Annotated in this window: 14 protein-coding genes; 7 read left to right on the forward strand and 7 right to left on the reverse strand. The window is 71.5% G+C overall.

The window, feature by feature from the left end:
• Window positions 1-199: 199 nt before the first annotated feature.
• The 4 genes from ACWCSU_RS20145 to ACWCSU_RS20160 form a co-directional block, all read right to left on the reverse strand.
• On the reverse strand, window positions 200-2,110 hold the full coding sequence (locus ACWCSU_RS20145) for an amino acid transporter (RefSeq protein ID WP_449936648.1): 1,911 nt from the start codon (window positions 2,108-2,110) through the stop codon (window positions 200-202).
• A gap of 275 nt (window positions 2,111-2,385) precedes the next feature.
• Window positions 2,386-3,594, reverse strand: a complete 1,209-nt coding sequence (locus ACWCSU_RS20150; protein WP_449936650.1) for a cytochrome P450 — start codon at window positions 3,592-3,594, stop codon at window positions 2,386-2,388.
• 17 nt (window positions 3,595-3,611) lie between these two features.
• Window positions 3,612-4,373: an ABC transporter permease gene (locus ACWCSU_RS20155; protein ID WP_357700435.1), complete on the reverse strand. Its 762-nt coding sequence runs from the start codon at window positions 4,371-4,373 to the stop codon at window positions 3,612-3,614.
• 11 nt (window positions 4,374-4,384) lie between these two features.
• On the reverse strand, window positions 4,385-5,149 hold the full coding sequence (locus ACWCSU_RS20160) for an ABC transporter ATP-binding protein (protein ID WP_449936651.1): 765 nt from the start codon (window positions 5,147-5,149) through the stop codon (window positions 4,385-4,387).
• 382 nt (window positions 5,150-5,531) lie between these two features.
• Here ACWCSU_RS20160 and ACWCSU_RS20165 point away from each other — a divergent pair, with 382 nt between their 5' ends.
• Entirely contained in the window at window positions 5,532-5,762 is a 231-nt protein-coding gene (locus tag ACWCSU_RS20165) for a hypothetical protein (RefSeq protein ID WP_364100816.1), read from the forward strand.
• 145 nt (window positions 5,763-5,907) lie between these two features.
• Window positions 5,908-7,341, forward strand: a complete 1,434-nt coding sequence (locus ACWCSU_RS20170; protein ID WP_449936652.1) for an LCP family protein — start codon at window positions 5,908-5,910, stop codon at window positions 7,339-7,341.
• A 141-nt stretch (window positions 7,342-7,482) separates the two neighbouring features.
• Here the strand turns inward: ACWCSU_RS20170 and mgtA are convergent, their stop codons facing one another.
• Genes mgtA through ACWCSU_RS20185 form a run of 3 tightly spaced genes read right to left on the reverse strand, consistent with a single transcriptional unit; the run spans window position 7,483 to window position 11,554 of the window.
• Complete coding sequence (mgtA, locus tag ACWCSU_RS20175) at window positions 7,483-9,984, reverse strand: magnesium-translocating P-type ATPase (protein ID WP_449936653.1); 2,502 nt, start codon at window positions 9,982-9,984, stop codon at window positions 7,483-7,485.
• Window positions 9,968-10,315 (reverse strand): ArsR/SmtB family transcription factor, encoded by a 348-nt coding sequence (locus ACWCSU_RS20180; protein WP_357700445.1) that lies wholly within the window; start codon window positions 10,313-10,315, stop codon window positions 9,968-9,970. The genes mgtA and ACWCSU_RS20180 overlap by 17 nt, the downstream gene beginning before the upstream one ends.
• Before the next feature lie 60 nt (window positions 10,316-10,375).
• Entirely contained in the window at window positions 10,376-11,554 is a 1,179-nt protein-coding gene (locus tag ACWCSU_RS20185; RefSeq protein ID WP_449936654.1) for a serine hydrolase domain-containing protein, read from the reverse strand.
• 83 nt (window positions 11,555-11,637) lie between these two features.
• Between ACWCSU_RS20185 and ACWCSU_RS20190 the strand changes: the two genes are divergently transcribed.
• The 5 genes from ACWCSU_RS20190 to ACWCSU_RS20210 all read left to right on the forward strand — a co-directional run bounded on the left by ACWCSU_RS20190 (window position 11,638) and on the right by ACWCSU_RS20210 (window position 16,492).
• Entirely contained in the window at window positions 11,638-11,955 is a 318-nt protein-coding gene (locus ACWCSU_RS20190; RefSeq protein WP_397040871.1) for a response regulator transcription factor, read from the forward strand.
• A 9-nt stretch (window positions 11,956-11,964) separates the two neighbouring features.
• Window positions 11,965-12,594, forward strand: a complete 630-nt coding sequence (locus ACWCSU_RS20195) for a TetR/AcrR family transcriptional regulator (RefSeq protein WP_364100827.1) — start codon at window positions 11,965-11,967, stop codon at window positions 12,592-12,594.
• A 95-nt stretch (window positions 12,595-12,689) separates the two neighbouring features.
• On the forward strand, window positions 12,690-14,210 hold the full coding sequence (locus tag ACWCSU_RS20200) for an AMP-binding protein (protein ID WP_449936655.1): 1,521 nt from the start codon (window positions 12,690-12,692) through the stop codon (window positions 14,208-14,210).
• Window positions 14,207-14,995: an enoyl-CoA hydratase/isomerase family protein gene (locus ACWCSU_RS20205; RefSeq protein ID WP_449936657.1), complete on the forward strand. Its 789-nt coding sequence runs from the start codon at window positions 14,207-14,209 to the stop codon at window positions 14,993-14,995. Before ACWCSU_RS20200 ends, ACWCSU_RS20205 begins: the two co-directional genes overlap by 4 nt.
• Window positions 14,996-15,136: 141 nt before the next feature.
• The gene (locus tag ACWCSU_RS20210; RefSeq protein WP_449936658.1) at window positions 15,137-16,492 is read left to right on the forward strand and encodes an amino acid permease; all 1,356 of its coding nucleotides are present in this window, start codon (window positions 15,137-15,139) and stop codon (window positions 16,490-16,492) included.
• The last annotated feature ends 53 nt before the right edge of the window (window positions 16,493-16,545 follow it).

The raw sequence follows: 16,545 nt of genomic DNA on the forward strand, positions 1-16,545 counted from the left end.
CCGCGATCGTCAGGGCGACGAAGATGACGTCTGCCATCCCCACTCCTCAGCTCTGGAACATTTCCTTACCGCCCGGAATGAGCGGTTCCAGACCAAGGAAAACCCGGGAAAAGCCCCGTTTGGCGTTTCTTGACGGCTTCCCTACGGCGGCGGCCCGATTCTTCACGCGATCCATACGCGGACCCCTCCGCGCGGCGCGTCAGCCCACGTGGACGTGCGGGCGGCGCTCCAGGTCCGGCTCCGCCTGGCGCAGCACCTCCCGGGTCAGCGGCGGCACGTCCCCGCCGCCGAAGACCAGGTAGCGCAGCATCGCCACGACCGGGTTGCCCTCGGTCCAGTGGAAGTAGATGTGCGGCACCGAGCCGGTCCGGTCGCGCAGGTGGAGCAGGAGCGCGGCCAGCGAGTTGGGCACGGCCGAGCTCTCGATGGTGAGGATCCGGTGCCCGTACCGCTCCTCGCCCCTGACGTGCAGCTCGGTCTCGAACTCGGACGCGTCCGGCACCGAGACCTCCACGAACAGCACCGGCTCCGAGCTGCGCAGCCGGTGGTTGAGCCAGGTCTCGCGTAGTTTGTCGTGGTACTCGTCCTGGTCGCGCTGGTGGGGCTCGTTCGCGATCAGGTGGAGGTCTCCGCAGGCGTCGTTGACGTACTGCTCGGCCAGCGTGTCCAGGCGCACCTCGGTCACCCGCAGCTCCGTGGAGCGGGTGGCGCGGGAGATCAGCGAGGTGACGACGATGGCCGCGATGAAGAACGAGGCGATCTTCACGCCGTCCGGCCGCTCGATCACGTTGTCGACCAGCGTGTAGACGAGCACAGCCGTGATCACGGAGAAGCCGGCCGTGGCCCCGCGCTGCCTCTTCTTGTACGCCGACAGGGTCACCGCGACCGCCGCCGACAACATGAGCACCAGCACGCCCGTGGCGTACGCGCCTCCCTGGGCCTCCACGTCCGCGTCGAAGATGATCGTGATGGCGAACGCGATCACGGAGAACACCAGGACCAGCGGACGGACCGCGCCGGTCCACTCCGGGGCCATGCCGTAGCGGGGCAGGTAGCGCGGCACCAGGTTGATCAGCCCCGCCATGGCCGACGCCCCCGCGAACCACAGGATCGTGATGGTGGAGACGTCGTAGACGGTGCCGAACCAGTCGCCCAGGTAGCCGTGCGCCAGATAGGCCAGGGCCCGGCCGCTCGCCCGGCCGCCCTCCTCGAACTCCTCGTGCGGGATCAGCACGGTGGTGACGAAGCTGGAACAGATCAGGAACACGCTCATGATGGACGCCGCCACCGTGAGCATCCGCTTGGTGCCCTTGATCCGCTGCCCGACCTCGCCCTTGACCACCGGCATCACCGCCACGCCGGTCTCGAACCCCGACAGGCCGAGCGCCAGCTTGGGCATCACCAGCAACGACAGCCCGATCATGGTGAGCGGGCTGCTGAAGTCGAGGCTCAGGGCACGCTGCCAGTCCACGACCACCTGCGGCGCCTGGACGACCCGGGTGAGGGCGGTGGCGACGACGACCGCGTTCAGAGCGAGGTAGACGAGGACGAGCAGCACCGCGATGCCGATCGCCTCGCTGAAGCCCATCAGGAACACCCCGCCGAGCGCGGCCAGCAGCACGAGGGTGACGATCACCCGCCCCCCGGCCAGGAAGTCGGGCACGAAGGGGTTCTCCAGGATGTGCGCCGTGGCGTCGGCCGCCGACAGCGTCATGGTGATGACGAAGTCGGTGGCCGCGAACCCGAGCAGCGCCAGGACGAAGATCTTGCCCCACCACTGCGGGGCGAGCTTCTCCAGCATCGCGATCGAGCCCTGGCCGTACGGGCTCTCGGCGGCGACCCGGCGGTAGACCGGCAGCGCGCCCAGCAGGGTGAGCGCGACCAGGAACAGGGTGGCCAGGGGCGACAGGAACCCGGCCGCCAGGGCCGCGATGCCGGGCTGGTAGCCCAGGGTGGAGAAGTAGTCGACGCCGGTCAGGCACATGACCCGCCACCACGGGTGCTTCACATGGGGGCCGTGCTCGATCTGCCCGCGGTCGGTCTGCAGGCCCTGGAGGAGCCAGGAACGCAGCGTTCCTTCCGTAGCCGCCGGCCGTTTCGCCAGCACCATTCTCGGTCATCCCCCCGTCAAGGCCGCGTAAATACGCATCGCACCCTAGCGACGGTTTGAGGGGGTTTGGCCGAGTCGGGGCGTCAAGAAAACGTATGGATGCGTAGGGAGACGGGGGCCGTTCGGCCTGAGTTTCAGCGCTCGGGGACGACCGGAACTCCAGTGGCCGACCCGCCCCCATGACGCCTCCATCCGAATGGAAAGGTCCATCCAGCACAACGCATCAAGGGGGAGGGACCGCCTTTTCGCCGTCGCCCGGCGTCGCCGGTCGGGGGTCAGGCGTCCCAGGCGACCGGGAGACTCTTCATCCCGTAGATGTCGGCGGTCTCCGGGCGCAGGGCGACCTCCTCGGCCGGTACGGCCAGCCTCAGCGTGGGGAAGCGGTTGAGCAGGGCGGGGAAGGCGACCCGCATCTCGACGCGGGCGAGCTGCTGCCCCAGGCACTGGTGGATGCCGTGGCTGAAGGCCAGGTGGCCGCCGTTCTGCCGGCGCAGGTCGAGCGTGTGCGGGTCGGGGAAGCGCTCGGGGTCGCGGTTGGCGGTGCTGAGGGACAGGATGACGGTCGAACCGGCCTTGACGGTGTGGCCGCCCAGCTCGACGTCCTCCAGCGCGACCCGGTGGAACTGCTTGGCGACGCTCAGGTACCGCAGCAGCTCCTCCACGGCGCCGTCCACGAGCCCGGGGTCGTCGCGCAGCGCGGCGAGCTGGTCCGGGTTCTGCAGCAGCGCGAACGTGCCCAGCGCCAGCATGTTCGCGGTCGTGTCGAACCCGGCCGACAGCAGGATCAGGGCCATCCCCTGCAGCTCCTCGTCGGTGAGGTCGCTGTCGAGCAGGTCGCTGAGCACGTCGTCGGTCGGGTTGGCGCGCTTGGCGGCGACGAGCTGCGCGAGGTACTGCTGGGTCGCGAGGTAGGCGGCGATCAGCTCGTCGTCGCCGACCTCCCCGCCGAGGAACTTGTCGATGTTCTCCTGGAAGAAGCCCCGGTCCTCGTACGGAACCCCGAGCAGCTCGCAGATGACGACGGCGGGGATGGGCTTGGCGAACGCGGTCACCAGGTCCGCCTGGGTGCCGGCCTTCTCCATGGCGTCCAGGTGCTCGGCGGTGACCTGCTCGACGCGTTCGGTCAGCAGGCGCATGCGGCGGACGGTGAACTTGCCGACCAGCGGCTTGCGGTACCGGCTGTGCTGCGGCTCGTCCATGAGCAGGAACTCGCCGGGCGGCGCCGGGGGCACCTCGATGTCGCCGTAGTCGATCAGCGGGTGCTGGACCATGAGCTCCTTGCGGGAGCTGAAGCGCGGGTCGGCCAGGACCGACCGGGCCAGGTCGTAGCCGGTGACCAGCCAGCCCTCGTGGCCGCTGGGGAAGGTGAAGCGGCTGATCGGGCCGTGCTCGTGGGCCTCGACCAGGGCCTCGGGCGGGTCGAACGGGCAGCCGCGGCGGCGCTCGGTCGGCATGGAGGCGAGGGTGTGGAGGGAGTCGGTCATGGTCGTTCCTTCACGTCCTAGGAGATCTTGCGGCGGTAGGTGTTCATGGCGAAGAAGTAGGCGACGACGAGGATGCCGACGCACCAGGCCAGGGCGATCCAGATGTCGTTGCCGACCGGCTGCTCGCTGAACAGGGCGCGGACGGCGTTGACGATGGAGGTCACCGGCTGGTTCTCGGCGAAGACCCGCACCACGGTGGGCATGGTGTCGGTGGGCACGAACGCCGAGCTGAGGAACGGCAGGAAGATGAGCGGGTAGGAGAACGCGCTCGCGCCCTCCATGGTCTTGGCCGACAGGCCGGGAATGACGGCGATCCAGGTCAGCGCCAGGGTGAACAGGATCAGGATGCCCGCGACCGACAGCCACGCGAGCACTCCGGCCCCCGAGCGGAAGCCCATGAGCAGGGCGACGAGCATCACGACCACGAGGGAGATCAGGTTGGCGATCAGCGAGGTCAGCACGTGCGCCCACAGCACGGACGAGCGCGCGGTCGGCATCGACTGGAAACGCTCGAAGATGCCGCCCTTCATGTCCATGAACAGCCGGTACGCGGTGTAGGCGATGCCCGAGGCGACCGTGATGAGCAGGATGCCGGGCAGCATGTAGTTCACATACGAGTCCGACCCTGTTCTGATCGCGCCGCCGAAGACGTAGACGAACATGAGCATCATGGCGATCGGCATGATCGCGGTCGTGATGATGGTGTCCGGGCTGCGCGTGATGTGGCGCAGTGACCGTCCCAGCAGGACGGTGGTGTCACCGAAGAAGTGCTTGCTCATCGTGGTTGTCCTTAGGCTTTCGTGCCGACGAGGGTGAGGAAGACGTCCTCCAGGGTCGGCTGCTTCTCGACGTACTCGACCTTGGCGGGCGGGAGGAGCTGCTTGAGCTCGGCGAGGGTGCCGTTGACGATGATCCGGCCCTCGTGCAGGATCGCGATCCGGTCCGCGAGCTGTTCGGCCTCGTCCAGGTACTGGGTGGTGAGCAGCACCGTCGTGCCGCGTCCGGCGAGCTCCTTGACGGCCTGCCACACCTCGATGCGGGCCTGGGGGTCGAGCCCCGTCGTGGGCTCGTCGAGGAAGATGACCGGCGGGTCGCCGATGAGGCTCATCGCGATGTCGAGGCGGCGTCGCATGCCGCCCGAGTACGTCGCCACCTTCCGCCCGCCCGCCTCGGTCAGCGAGAACCGGGTGAGCAGCTCGTCGGCGATCTTCCCCGGGTTCTTCAGGTGCCGCAGCCGGGCGACCAGCACCAGGTTCTCCCGCCCGCTGAGGATCTCGTCCACGGCGGCGAACTGGCCGGTCAGGCTGATGGACTCGCGCACGTCCGCGGCCTGCTTGGCGACGTCGAGGCCGTTGACGGTGGCCGTGCCGGCGTCGGCCTTGAGCAGCGTGGCCAGGATCTTCACCATCGTGGTCTTGCCGGCTCCGTTGGAGCCGAGCAGGGCGAAGATGCTGCCCCGCGCCACCTCGAAGTCCACGCCGCGCAGGACGTGCAGCTCCTTGTACGACTTCTCCAGGCCCCGCACGCGGATCGCCTGGACCGGCTGTGCCGTCATCGGACGGTCCCTCCTTCTTCTCCGGTTCGCCATCTACCTAGCACTGCTGAGTACTGCTACATAGTGACACGGACTAGCGGTACTTAGCAACGCTGAATAGCCGAGGCCGAGGCGCGAGTGCCGTGCCCGGTGAGCTGTTCATGCGTAGAGCATCGTCGGGTGCGCTGACACGGCGCCGACGTCGTGCTGACACGGCACCGCCACGGACCCGCCGGATGTCAGGACGAAATGAACCTTTCACCGCCTCCGAGACGTTCGCGCTGGTCGTCGCGGTCCGTCGAGGGCCGATCTTGCGGTGGGGGCGAGCCCTGTCGTGCAATTCACGGTGATCGCTTCTCACACCTTCACGAGGGGAGAGCTGGTGCGTCGCAGAATCACCGCCTTGGCGCTTGTCGCGGTCACCGCCCTGGCGCCTGTCCTGGCCACGAGTACGCCGGCACACGCCACATCCACGCTCCAGGTCGTCTACACCAACCTGCCCTACGACATCTGCCTCTCCTTCGGCCGCTCGGGCCAGGAGAACGGACGCTGGCAGACCTGGTGGTGCAGCACGCACTATCCGCAGAGCTACCCGGGCTCCTCCACCTACGACCTGTGGGCGTACGTGGACTGACGCCTTCTCCCCGGGCTCGTGGCCGTCGGCCGAGCTCGGGGGGTGGGGTGTTCGGGTGGATATTTAGTCAAAAAGTTGCGCACATGGGCAATTAGGCCCGAATCTATGATCTCGGGGTCGGGTGGCACAGAGATCATGAGGGCACATGGGGACCAAACGGGGCGCGGGGGCAGCCATCGGCTGGGCGGCGCTGTCGATCGTGATTCCGGGCGCGGCCCATCTGCGGGCCGGGTACCGCGTGCTCGGGCTGGCGCTGCTGGGGCTGTTCCTGGCCGCGGGCGTCGCGGTGGCCGTCGTGGCGATCTCGGCGGGCGGCATGGCCATGGCGACGGAGGCGGCCTGGGCCAAGGCGATCGGCGGCGGCGCGCTCGGCGTCGGCGTCGCGTGGGGGCTGCTGGTGGTCGCCTCGTACACGGTGCTGCGGCCGCGGCGGCGGCTGATCTGGTCGGACGGCCTGGCGCTGCTGCTGGTCGCGGCCGTGGTGTCGCCGTTCGTGGTGGCCTCGCAGACGGTGTCGGAGGTGGACGCCACGCTGACCGACGTGTTCGACGCCCCGGAGCCCACCCCCATCAACCACGAAGACCCCTGGGCCGGACGTACCAGGGTGAACATCCTGCTGCTCGGCGGCGACGGCGCACGCGGCCGGACCGGGACGAGCATCCGCACCGACAGCCTCAACGTGGCCAGCATCGACGTCAGGACCGGCGAGACCGTGCTGTTCGCGCTGCCCAGGGAGATGGAGAACGCGCCCTTCCCCAAGGACAGCGTGATGGGCAGGCTGTTCCCGCCGCCCAAGGGCTTCTACGTCCAGGGGGCGGGCCGCGGGTCGGAGGACCTGCTGAACGGCGTCTGGGCCTACGCCGACACCCATCCCGCGCTGTTCCACAACGCCCCCACCCGGGCGCCGGAGGCCGTCAAGGGCGCGGTCGGCCAGATCCTCGGCCTCAAGATCGACTACTACGTGCTGGTGAACATGTGGGGCGTGGCCCGGCTGATCGACGCGCTCGGCGGCGTGCGCATCCACGTCGAGCAGGACATCTGCTACGGCGTCGGCCGCAGCGACGGCGGCGTCATCAGGGCGGGCACCCGCCGGCTGAACGGCAACGACGCGCTCTGGTACGGCAGGGCGCGCGACCACGACGGCTCCAGCTGCGCCGGCGGCGACAACCACGCCCGGATGCGGCGCCAGCACTGCGTCATCTCCGCCATGCTCGACCAGCTCGACCCGGCCACCGTGCTGCTGAAGTTCAAGCAGCTGGCCGGCGCGGCCCGGCAGACGTTCAGGACCGACATCCCGCGCGGGCTGTTGCAGGACCTGGTGCCGCTGGCCGACAAGGTCAAGGGCGGGCGGGTCGGGACGTTGTCCATCGTCCCGCCACGCTACAACCCGGCGTATCCGGACTTCCCGCGCATCCGCGCCGACGTCCGCAAGGCCATCGCCCGCTCGCACCGCGCCCCCGTCGCCATGGGCACGCCGTCCGCGGGACCGTCGAGCACGCCGTCCGGTACGCCGTCCGCCAGGCCCACCAGGACGGCGTTGGCGTCGTCGGGGAAGTTGTCGGACTCCTGCGCGGCCTAGTCGATCCAGGCCCACAGGCAGACGTCGAGCACGCACACCAGCGCCCACACGATGAGCGCGGCGACCCTCCGATGCTCCCCTGCACGCATGTGTTCGCCCTAGCGGTCCGGCCCGGCATGACGGTTGCTACATTGCGCAACTCTACAACTGTCTGCGGCGGTTCAGTACGGCCAGCACCCCGCCGTACAGGACGGCCACGAGCGCCAGCCACAGACAGCTCGTGACGGGCAGGGCGGTCAGGCCGACGGGAGCGGCCAGCGGCGAGAGCGGCAGCAGCAACGCGATCGCCGCGAGCGACCCCGCGGCCAGCCACAGCGGCGGGGAGACCGGGGCGACGGGCCGCAGCAGCAGCATGATCACGGCCTGGGTGAGCAGGTTCTCGATGAACCAGCCCGTGTGGAAGGACCGCTCGTCGACCACGCCGACGACCTGGGTCAGGACGGTGAAGGTGGCCAGGTCCACGCCGGCGTTGAGCGCCCCGAAACCGGCGATGAACCCGAGGATGCCGCGCGGACGCAGCCCGAACGGCCCCCGCAGGACGGCCGGCGCGGCCCGGTCGAAGGCGAAGGCGAGCTGGGCGACGTCGAAGCAGACGTTCTGCAGCAGCACCTGGACCGGCAACATCGGCAGGAACGGCAGCGCCAGCCCGGCCGCCAGCATCGCGATCACGTTCCCGAGGTTGGACGACAGCGCGATGCGCAGATAGGTGACGATGTTGCCGGTGCTCCGCCGTCCGGCGACGATCGCGTGGTCGATCGCCGACAGGTCCTTGCCGGCCAGCACGACGTCGGCGGTCTCGCGGGTGACGTCCACGGCGGCGCGCGGGCAGATGCCGACGTCGGCGGCGCGCATGGCGGGCGAGTCGTTGACGCCGTCGCCGAGGAAGCCGACCGTGTGCCCGGCCTCGCGCAGCACCCGGACGACGCGGGCCTTGTCGTCCGGGGTGCAGCGGGCGATCACCGTGGCCCGTTCGGCGGCGGCGGGGGTGAGGTCGGCCGCCTCGATCACCGCCCCCACGTCGAGGCCCAGCTCCCGGCACGTCCGGGCGGCGGTGGCCGGGTGGTCGCCGGTCAGCACCTTCAGGGCGATGCCCCTGCGGGCCAGCAGCGCCAGCGCGGCGGCGGCGTCCGGCGACGGCTCGTCGACGAGGGTGAGGAATCCGGTGAGCCTCAGCCCGCCCTCCACGACGGGATCGCCGGGGGAGTGCCCGGCGTACTGATCGGCGTGCTGATCGGCGTGCTGATCGGACACGGCGACCGCGAGCACCCGCGCACCGGCTTCGGCCAGGGCTCGGGCGACCTCGCCCGCCCGCAGGCGATCACCCGGGCTCATCGCACACCGGCCGAGCACCGCCTCCACGGCGCCCTTGACCACGACGACGTTCGCGCCGCCGTCCCGGACCACCGCGCGGGAGAGCCGCTGGGCGGGATCGAAGGGGGTGGCCTCCAGCCCTTCGGTGCCGCCCAGGTCGGGCGCGCACTCCAGGATCGCCTCGTCCAGCGGGTCGGGGATCGGGGGATCGGTCAGGTGCAGCGTCCAGAAGCTGTTGACGGCCGCCCAGCGCAGCACCTCGGGATCCGGCGCGCCGCCGGGGCCGACGGACGCGCTGAGCACGGGCCGGTCCCGCGTCAGGGTGCCGGTCTTGTCCATGCACAGGACGTCGATCGCCCCCACGTCGTGCAGCGCGGGCAGCCGCTTGACGATCACGCCCCGGTGGGCCAGCAGCGCCGCTCCCCGGGCGAGCGCCGTGGTCACCACGACCGGCAACATCTCGGGCGTCAGCCCCACGGCCACCGCCACCGCGAACGGCAGCGCCTCCAGCCCCTTGCCGCGCAGGACCGCGCCGGCCACCAGCGCCACGGGCGGGATGACCAGCATGAGCCGGACCAGGATCCAGGAGATGCCGTTCACCGACTGGTCGAAGGCCGAACGCTGCCGCGCCGGAGCGTGGTGGGCGCCGGCGAACAGGGTGCCGCCTCCCGTGGCCGTCACCACCGCGAGCGCGCTGCCGGACGCCACGCTGCTGCCCTGCCAGCACAGATGGTCGTCCCCCTCGGGCAGGTCGCGCGCCCGCTTGGGCACGGGCGCGGACTCGCCGGTCAGCGCCGCCTGGTGCACGGTCAGGCCGGCGGCCCGTAACAGCCGCACGTCGGCGGGGACCAGGTCGCCCGGCCCCAGCTTGATCACGTCGCCGGGGACGAGCTGGTCGACGGGGATCTCCCGCTCCCGCGGCTCGCCTCCGTCGCGGGAGCGCCGTCTCACGGTGGCCGTGGTGGCCACGAGCCTGCGCAGGGCCGCAGTCGAGCGGTCGGCGCGGAACTCGCCGTTGGAGCGCAGCAGGCAACTGGCCGCCACCAGCAGGACGATGACGGCCGCCGTCCCCCAGGAGGTGATCGCGGCGGAGACGAGCCCCAGCGCGAGCAGCGTCATGGTGAACGGGTCACGCAGGCTGCGGGCCAGGCGGCGCGGCCAGGACACCGGCCGCTGGGCGGGGATCGTGTTCTCGCCGCGTTCCAGCAGGCGGGCCTCGGCCTGCGCCTCCGTCAGGCCGCGTGGCCCGGTGTCGAGCAGGCGCAGGGTCTGGAGCTGGCTCAGCGTGGCCGGACCGCCGGCCCTGGTCGGCGCGTCAGGCGCCCAGACCATGGACGCGTCCTCCGGAGGCGCCGGCCCGTTGCGAGAGCCGCCCGACGAGGCCGCGCACGGTGGCCACGACGTCCTCGTCGTCGATCAGGTAGACGACCCTGCGGCCCTCGCGGCGGGAGCGGACCAGGCCGGCCAGTTTCAGCTTGGCCAGGTGCTGGCTGACCGCGGGCAGCGCGCCGCCCACCCGTTCGGCCAGCCCGGACACGTCGCACTCGCCCTGCGCCAGCGCCCACACGATGTGCAGCCTGGGCGGCGAGGCCAGCAGCGCGAAGGCGGCCGCGGCCTCGGCCAGCACCTCGGCGGGCGGGTCAGGGGTCGTTGTGCCGGCCACCTTCACTCCTTTTTCGGACAGGTGACAAGTCTAGGCGCGCGGCGGCCGGCGCCCCGGCCGCTACCGGCCCGCGCAGAGGTCGGCGGGCGGCCTGCCGACGGCCAGCCGGAGGGCGCTCTCGATGAACCGGCTGTTCTGCTTCTTGGTCACCATCTCCGACTGGGTGAGGGAGCCGGTCACCGCGACCCGCTTCTTCGGCACGTAGACCTGGAACGCGCCGAAGAAACCGCTGTGCCCGTAGGCCGCGTCGCCCGTCGCCGTCAGCCGGGCGATGCCCAGCCCGTACGGCGAGCCGGCCTTGACGCTCTGCGGGGTGCTGCGCACCATCGTCCGGAGCGTCGCCGGGCGCTTGAAGACCTTGCCCTCGAACAGGCCGCGCATGAACCGGTTGAGGTCGGCCCCCGTGGAGACCAGGCCGCCCCCGCCGAACGTGTCGAACGTCGGGTTGAAGTCGTAGGTGTCGCGCTCCCCGAGGTAGTTGTGGGCGCGCGGGCCGCGGGGCGCCTCCGGGTGTTCGAGGTAGGTGCGGTCCATCTTCAGCGGACGCAGCAACATCGACCGGTACACCTGGTGCAGCGGCTTGCGGGCGGCCTTCTCGATGACCAGCCCGGCCAGGACGTAGCCCGTGTCGGAGTAGTGGTAGCCCTTGGCGGGCGCGAAGTAGGGCTTGCCCGAGCGCAGCGCCCAGTCCACCAGTTCCAGGGGCTTCCAGGTCTTGTCCGGGTGGTCGAGCACGTACTGGAACCATTTCTCGTCCCCGACGTAGTCGTACAGGCCGGCGGTGTGGTCCAGGAGCTGCCGGACGGTGATGCGCGACCCGTACGGGATGCGCGCGACCAGCTTCCGGTCCAGGTACGTGCCGATGGGGGCGTCCAGGCGCAGGTCGCCGCGTTCGGCGAGCTGGAGGGCGACGGCCGCGGTCATCGTCTTGGTGACGCTGGCCGCCCGGAAGGCGTCGGAGGGGCGCAGGGGGCGTCCGCCGAGCTCGTACACGCCGGCCGCGCCGTCGAAGCTGCGGCCGGGGCCGGTCACGGTGAGGATCGCGCCGGGCACGGGCGGCTTGACGACGCCGTCCAGTAAGCAGCGGAACTGCTCGTCGGTGGCGTCCTGGGCCGCGGCGGGGACGCGGGCCGTCCGGGCGAGGGCCGGGGCGGCGAGCCCGCCGCTGAGCACCACGCCGGCCAGGACGGCGGCGAACAGGCGAGATTTCTGAACCTGGTGGCGAATTTTTGACCGCATGGCCAGGATTTAATCCAGATGGTATGAGTGAGACAAGAGGTTCGCCCGGATTCTGCGGTTTCCCGTACCGAGGAGGTGCAGCCATGCCCGAGGCTTCCGGCTGGGACGATTCCCTGCTCCCCCGAGAGCGCGAGGTGCTTGCCCTGATGGCCGAGGGCTGGTCCAACACCGGCATCGCCGACCGGCTCTTCGTGTCGCTGAGCGCGGTGGAGAAGCACGTCACCGCGGTGTTCGCCAAGCTGGGGCTGCCCGCGTCGGCGGCCGGCAACCGGCGGGTGCTGGCGGTGCTGCACTACCTGGCGGCGACCGGCCGGCCCGGGGAGGAACGCGGAACCGTGCCGGGTGGGGGAAACCGCACAGTCGGCGGCCGGGGCTTGCCGCGCGACGTCCGTCAGGCTTGAATCCTGGCCATGCGGTCAAAAATCGATCAGGACAGCCAGAAGAAGGCCTCGTTCATCGAGGAGGCCCGGCGACGGCAGATCGTGGAGGGCGCCATCTCCACCATCGCCAGCACCGGGTTGCCCCAGGCGTCGCTGGCCCGGATCGCCCAGGACGTCGGCGTCAGCAGAGGCGTGATCTCCTACCATTTCGCCGGCAAGGACGAACTGATCCAGCAGGTCGTCAATGCCCTGTTCGCCGAGACCAACCGGTTCATCAAGGCCCGGGTGGACCGGGCGCCGGACGCCCCGCACCGGCTGCGCGCCTTCATCGAGGCCAGTTTCGAGTTCATGGCGGCCAACCGCGCCAACTTCGTCGCGCTGGTGGACATCTGGGGCAGCTTCGGATCGCCGGAGGCCAAACGCCGCTTCAACGCCGACATGTACGACCCGTGCCGCCGCCACCTGGAGGGCATCCTGCGGCGCGGCCAGGACAGCGGCGACTTCCGCGACTTCTCGCCGCGCACGCTGGCCGCCACCGTGCAGGGCGCGATCGACGGCGTGATGCTCCAGTGGGTCTTCGACGAGGAGGCCATCGACCTGGCCGACTGCGCGGCCGAGCTGGCGATGATGTTCGACATGGCCACCCGGCGGCGGGCGTGACCGCCGCGCCGCCGCCCGGTGGGGGAGCTGCCGGGAACGTCGCCGGGGGGCTCGGTGGGGGAGTGGCCGGGCATGTCGCGGGAGGCCTGGGTGGGTTGCTCCGGGAGCGGGCCGTCGCCCACGGTGACCGCGTGCTGTTCCGCTTCGCCGGGGTCGAGACCACCGTCGCGCAGGTGGAGGACCGCACCGACCGGCTGGCGGCCGTGCTGGCCGCGCACGGCGTCCGCCGGGGCGACCGGGTCGCGGTGATGCTGGACAACGGCGTCGGGTTCCCGGTCGCCTGGCTGGCGATCGCCAGGCTCGGCGCGGTGATCGTCCCGCTGAACCCGGGCTACCGCAGCGCCGACCTGGCTCACATCGTCAAGGACTCCGGCCCGGTGCTGGCCCTGGCCGGCTCGGCCGCCGCGGCGCAGGCGCTGCTCGCGCTGGACTTCGGCGAGGTCGGGCTGCTCGATCCCGCCGACGCCGGGCCCGCACCCGACCCCGTACAGGCCGGCGCCTTCGACGCGGGCGCCGAGGCGGCCGTCGCGGCCGGCTTACGCGACCTGCCCGACGTCGGCTGGGACGACCTCCTCAACCTCCAGTACACCTCGGGCACGACCGGCTTCCCCAAAGGCTGCATGCTCACCCACCGCTACTGGCTCCACCTGGCCGAGCTCGCGGCCGACGTCGCCGCCGTCACGCCGGACGACGTGGACCTCACCGCGCAGCCCTTCCACTACATGGACCCGCAGTGGAACACGGTGCTGTGCCTGCTGACCGGCATCCCGCTGGTGATCCTGCCGCGCTTCTCCGCCTCGGGCTTCTGGCCGTCGGTCCGCGAGCACGGCGCCACCTTCTTCTACGTCCTCGGCACGATGCCGCTGCTGCTGCTCAAGCAGCCGCCCGACGCCGGACTGGACCGCTCCCACCGCGTCCGGCTCGTCCTGTGCTCGGGGATCACGCCCGCCCTGCACGCCACGATCGAGGAGCGTTGGGGTGCGCCCTGGCGGGAGGCGTACGGCAGCACCGAGGCGGGGGTGGTGCTGGCCGTCCGGCCCGAGGACACCGCGTGCGTCGGCACCGGCGCGATGGGGTCGCCCGTTCCCGGCAAGGAGGCCAAGGTCGTCCGGGAGGACGGAACCGACGCCGCGGACGGCGAGGTCGGCGAGATCGTGGCCCGCGGCGCGCCGATGCTGACCGGCTACTGGAACCGGGACGAGCCGCTGCTGCGCGACGGCTGGTACCCCATGGGCGACCTCGGTTACCGGGACGCGCGCGGCCACTACCACCTGGTCGGGCGGCTCAAGGACATGATCAGGCGTGGCAGCGAGAACATCGCCGCCGCCGAGGTGGAGGCGGTCCTGACCGGCCACCCGGCCGTGCGCGCCGCCGCCGTGGTCCCGGTGCCGGACGAGCTGTTCGGCGAGGAGGTCAAGGCGTTCGTCCAGGTCGCCGAGCCCGTCGAGCCGCGCGAGCTGGTGGCCTACGTCCGCGCGCGGCTGGCCGCCTTCAAGACGCCGAGGTACGTGGAGTTCGTCGAGGCGTTCCCGATGACGCCGTCCGAACGCGTCGCCAAACACCTGCTGCCCGCCGGACGCGGCGGCGCCTACGACTCCCGGGAGGAAGACCGATGAGCACCGATCTGCGGGTGCGCCGCGCCGGCTCGGCCCTGGTGGTCGCCTTCGACCGGCCCGAGGTGCTCAACGCCTTCCGGCAGCGCACCTACGGCGAGCTGGTCGCCGTCCTGGACGAAGCCGCCCGCGACGACGCGGTGGGCGCGGTCGTGCTCACCGGCACCGGCCGCGCCTTCTCGGCCGGCACCGACCTGAAGGAGGCCGGCGCGCAACTGGCCGCCGGGTCCGACGCCGACCTGGTCGAACGGATCGCCGCGCTCCAGGACCTCACCCGCCGCTTCACCGCCCACCCCAAGGTGATCATCTCCGCGGTCAACGGGATCGCGGTCGGCGTCGGCGTGGAGCTGGCCATCGCCAGCGACCTGCGACTGGCCGGCCACGCCGCCTCATTCGCCTTCAAGGAGGTGCACCGCGGCCTGTTCCCGAGCAACGGCGTCCTGTACGCCCTGCCCCGCCTGATCGGCCACGGCCGCGCGGTGGACCTGCTGCTGTCGGGCGAGACCGTCGGCGCCGCCGAGGCGTACCGGGCCGGGCTGGTCAGCCGCCTGGTCCCCGACGCCGACCTGCTCGACACGGCGTTGGAGCTGGCCGAACGCGTCGCCGCCGCCGCGCCCACCCCGGTACGCCTGATCAAGAAGGCCATGCGGCGGGTCTGGGAGCTGGACCTGGAACAGGTGCTCGACCTGGAGACCGAAGGGCTGCTGGCCTGCCTGCGCGGCCAGGACGTGCTCGAAGGCGTCCGGTCCTTCGTCGAGCGGCGTCCCGCCGTCTACCGCGGAAACTGACCGTCCTCGCGATCAATGAGACCCCGGCCCGCCCATGGGCCGGGGTCCGACCTCCCCTTTCCGAGAACAGCAGGGAGCCGAACGCCAATGACCGGGCACGACAGCGGAGGATCGCTCCACCGCGGACTCAGACGACGGCACATGACCATGATCGGGCTCGGCGGCGTCATCAGCGCCGGCCTGTTCGTCAGCAGCGGCAAGGTGATCGCCGACACCGGCCCGGCGGCGCTGGTCGCCTACGCCCTGGGCGGCCTGATCGTCATCCTGGTGATGCGGATGCTCGGCGAGATGGCCGCCGCCCGGCCCTCGGCGGGCTCGTTCGCCGACTACGCCCGTACCGCCCTCGGCCCGCGCGCCGGGTTCCTGGTGGGCTGGTGCTACTGGCTGTTCGCCATCGTCGCGGTGGCGTTCGAGGGGGTGGCGGGGGCCAAGCTGCTGCACTCCCTGTCCGGCGGCATCCCGGTGCTGCCGGCGGCCGTCGCGCTGCTGGCCGCCCTCACCGCGGCCAACCTGGTCTCGGTGCGGCTGTTCGGCGAGACCGAGTTCTGGCTGGCCTCGGTCAAGGTCGTGGTGATCGTGGCGTTCCTCGCCGCCGGGGCGCTGTACGTCCTGGGCCTGTGGCCGTCCGCCGAGGCCGGGGCCGGGCTCGCCACGCTGACCGGGCACGGCGGGTTCGCCCCCAAGGGCTGGGGTGCGGTCCTCACCGCCCTCGTCACCGTGCTGTTCTCCTACTTCGGCGCGGAGATCGTCACCATCGCGGCCGCCGAGTCGGCCGAACCGGCCAAGGAGGTCGCGCGGGCCACCCTGCGGGTGGTCTGGCGGGTGCTGATCTTCTACGTCGGCTCGGTGCTGGTCATCCTGGCGGTCGTGCCGTGGGACCGGGTCCCGGCCAACGGCGCCGACAGCCCGTTCGTGACCGCCATCTCCGCGCTCGGCGTCCCCGGCGCGGCGACGCTGATGACCTGGGTCGTCCTGGTCGCGGTCGTGTCGGTGATGAACGCCGCGCTGTACGCCGCCTCGCGCGTCCTGCGTGCCATGGCCGCCCGCGGCGACGCTCCCGCCGCGGCGGGCCGGGTGCGCGCGTCCGGCGTCCCCGCGCCCGCGCTGCTCGGCGGCGCCGTGCTCGCGCTGGCCCTGATGGCCGGTGCGAGCGCGGCCGGTGACGACGCCTTCGACCTGCTGATCAACACCGCCGGGTTGCTGGTGTTGATGCTCTACGTCTTCGTCGCGCTCAGCCAGCTCCGGCTGCGCCGCCGCATGGAGGCCGAGTCGCCCGAGCTGCTCAGGCTGCGGATGTGGGGCTTCCCCTGGCTGAGCCGGGTCGTGGTGGCGCTGCTGGTCCTGGCGTTCGCCGCGGTCGCCTCCTCCGCGGAGGCGCTGCCGGTCGTCGGCGCGGTCGCCGTGGCCGTCGGCGGCACCCTGCTCGCCTACGAGATCAGGTCCCGCCGCAAGGAACCCGCCGACGCCGTCGCGGTGGCGCGACGTTCAGGCGCCTGACACCCCCGATCACCGCCGGTTCCCTCTGTACGAGCCCCGAGCGGGCCAGTATA

It is taken from the genome of Nonomuraea sp. NPDC001699 (assembly GCF_053596455.1).

Excerpts from the sequence above, each read along its gene's own strand:
- ACWCSU_RS20145 (WP_449936648.1), bottom strand. The coding sequence starts at position 2,110 with ATGGTGCTGGCGAAACGGCCGGCGGCTACGGAAGGAACGCTGCGTTCC.
- ACWCSU_RS20150 (WP_449936650.1), bottom strand. The coding sequence starts at position 3,594 with ATGACCGACTCCCTCCACACCCTCGCCTCCATGCCGACCGAGCGCCGC.
- ACWCSU_RS20155 (WP_357700435.1), bottom strand. The coding sequence starts at position 4,373 with ATGAGCAAGCACTTCTTCGGTGACACCACCGTCCTGCTGGGACGGTCA.
- ACWCSU_RS20160 (WP_449936651.1), bottom strand. The coding sequence starts at position 5,149 with ATGACGGCACAGCCGGTCCAGGCGATCCGCGTGCGGGGCCTGGAGAAG.
- ACWCSU_RS20170 (WP_449936652.1), top strand. The coding sequence starts at position 5,908 with ATGGGGACCAAACGGGGCGCGGGGGCAGCCATCGGCTGGGCGGCGCTG.
- mgtA (WP_449936653.1), bottom strand. The coding sequence starts at position 9,984 with ATGGTCTGGGCGCCTGACGCGCCGACCAGGGCCGGCGGTCCGGCCACG.
- ACWCSU_RS20185 (WP_449936654.1), bottom strand. The coding sequence starts at position 11,554 with ATGCGGTCAAAAATTCGCCACCAGGTTCAGAAATCTCGCCTGTTCGCC.
- ACWCSU_RS20190 (WP_397040871.1), top strand. The coding sequence starts at position 11,638 with ATGCCCGAGGCTTCCGGCTGGGACGATTCCCTGCTCCCCCGAGAGCGC.
- ACWCSU_RS20195 (WP_364100827.1), top strand. The coding sequence starts at position 11,965 with ATGCGGTCAAAAATCGATCAGGACAGCCAGAAGAAGGCCTCGTTCATC.
- ACWCSU_RS20205 (WP_449936657.1), top strand. The coding sequence starts at position 14,207 with ATGAGCACCGATCTGCGGGTGCGCCGCGCCGGCTCGGCCCTGGTGGTC.
- ACWCSU_RS20210 (WP_449936658.1), top strand. The coding sequence starts at position 15,137 with ATGACCATGATCGGGCTCGGCGGCGTCATCAGCGCCGGCCTGTTCGTC.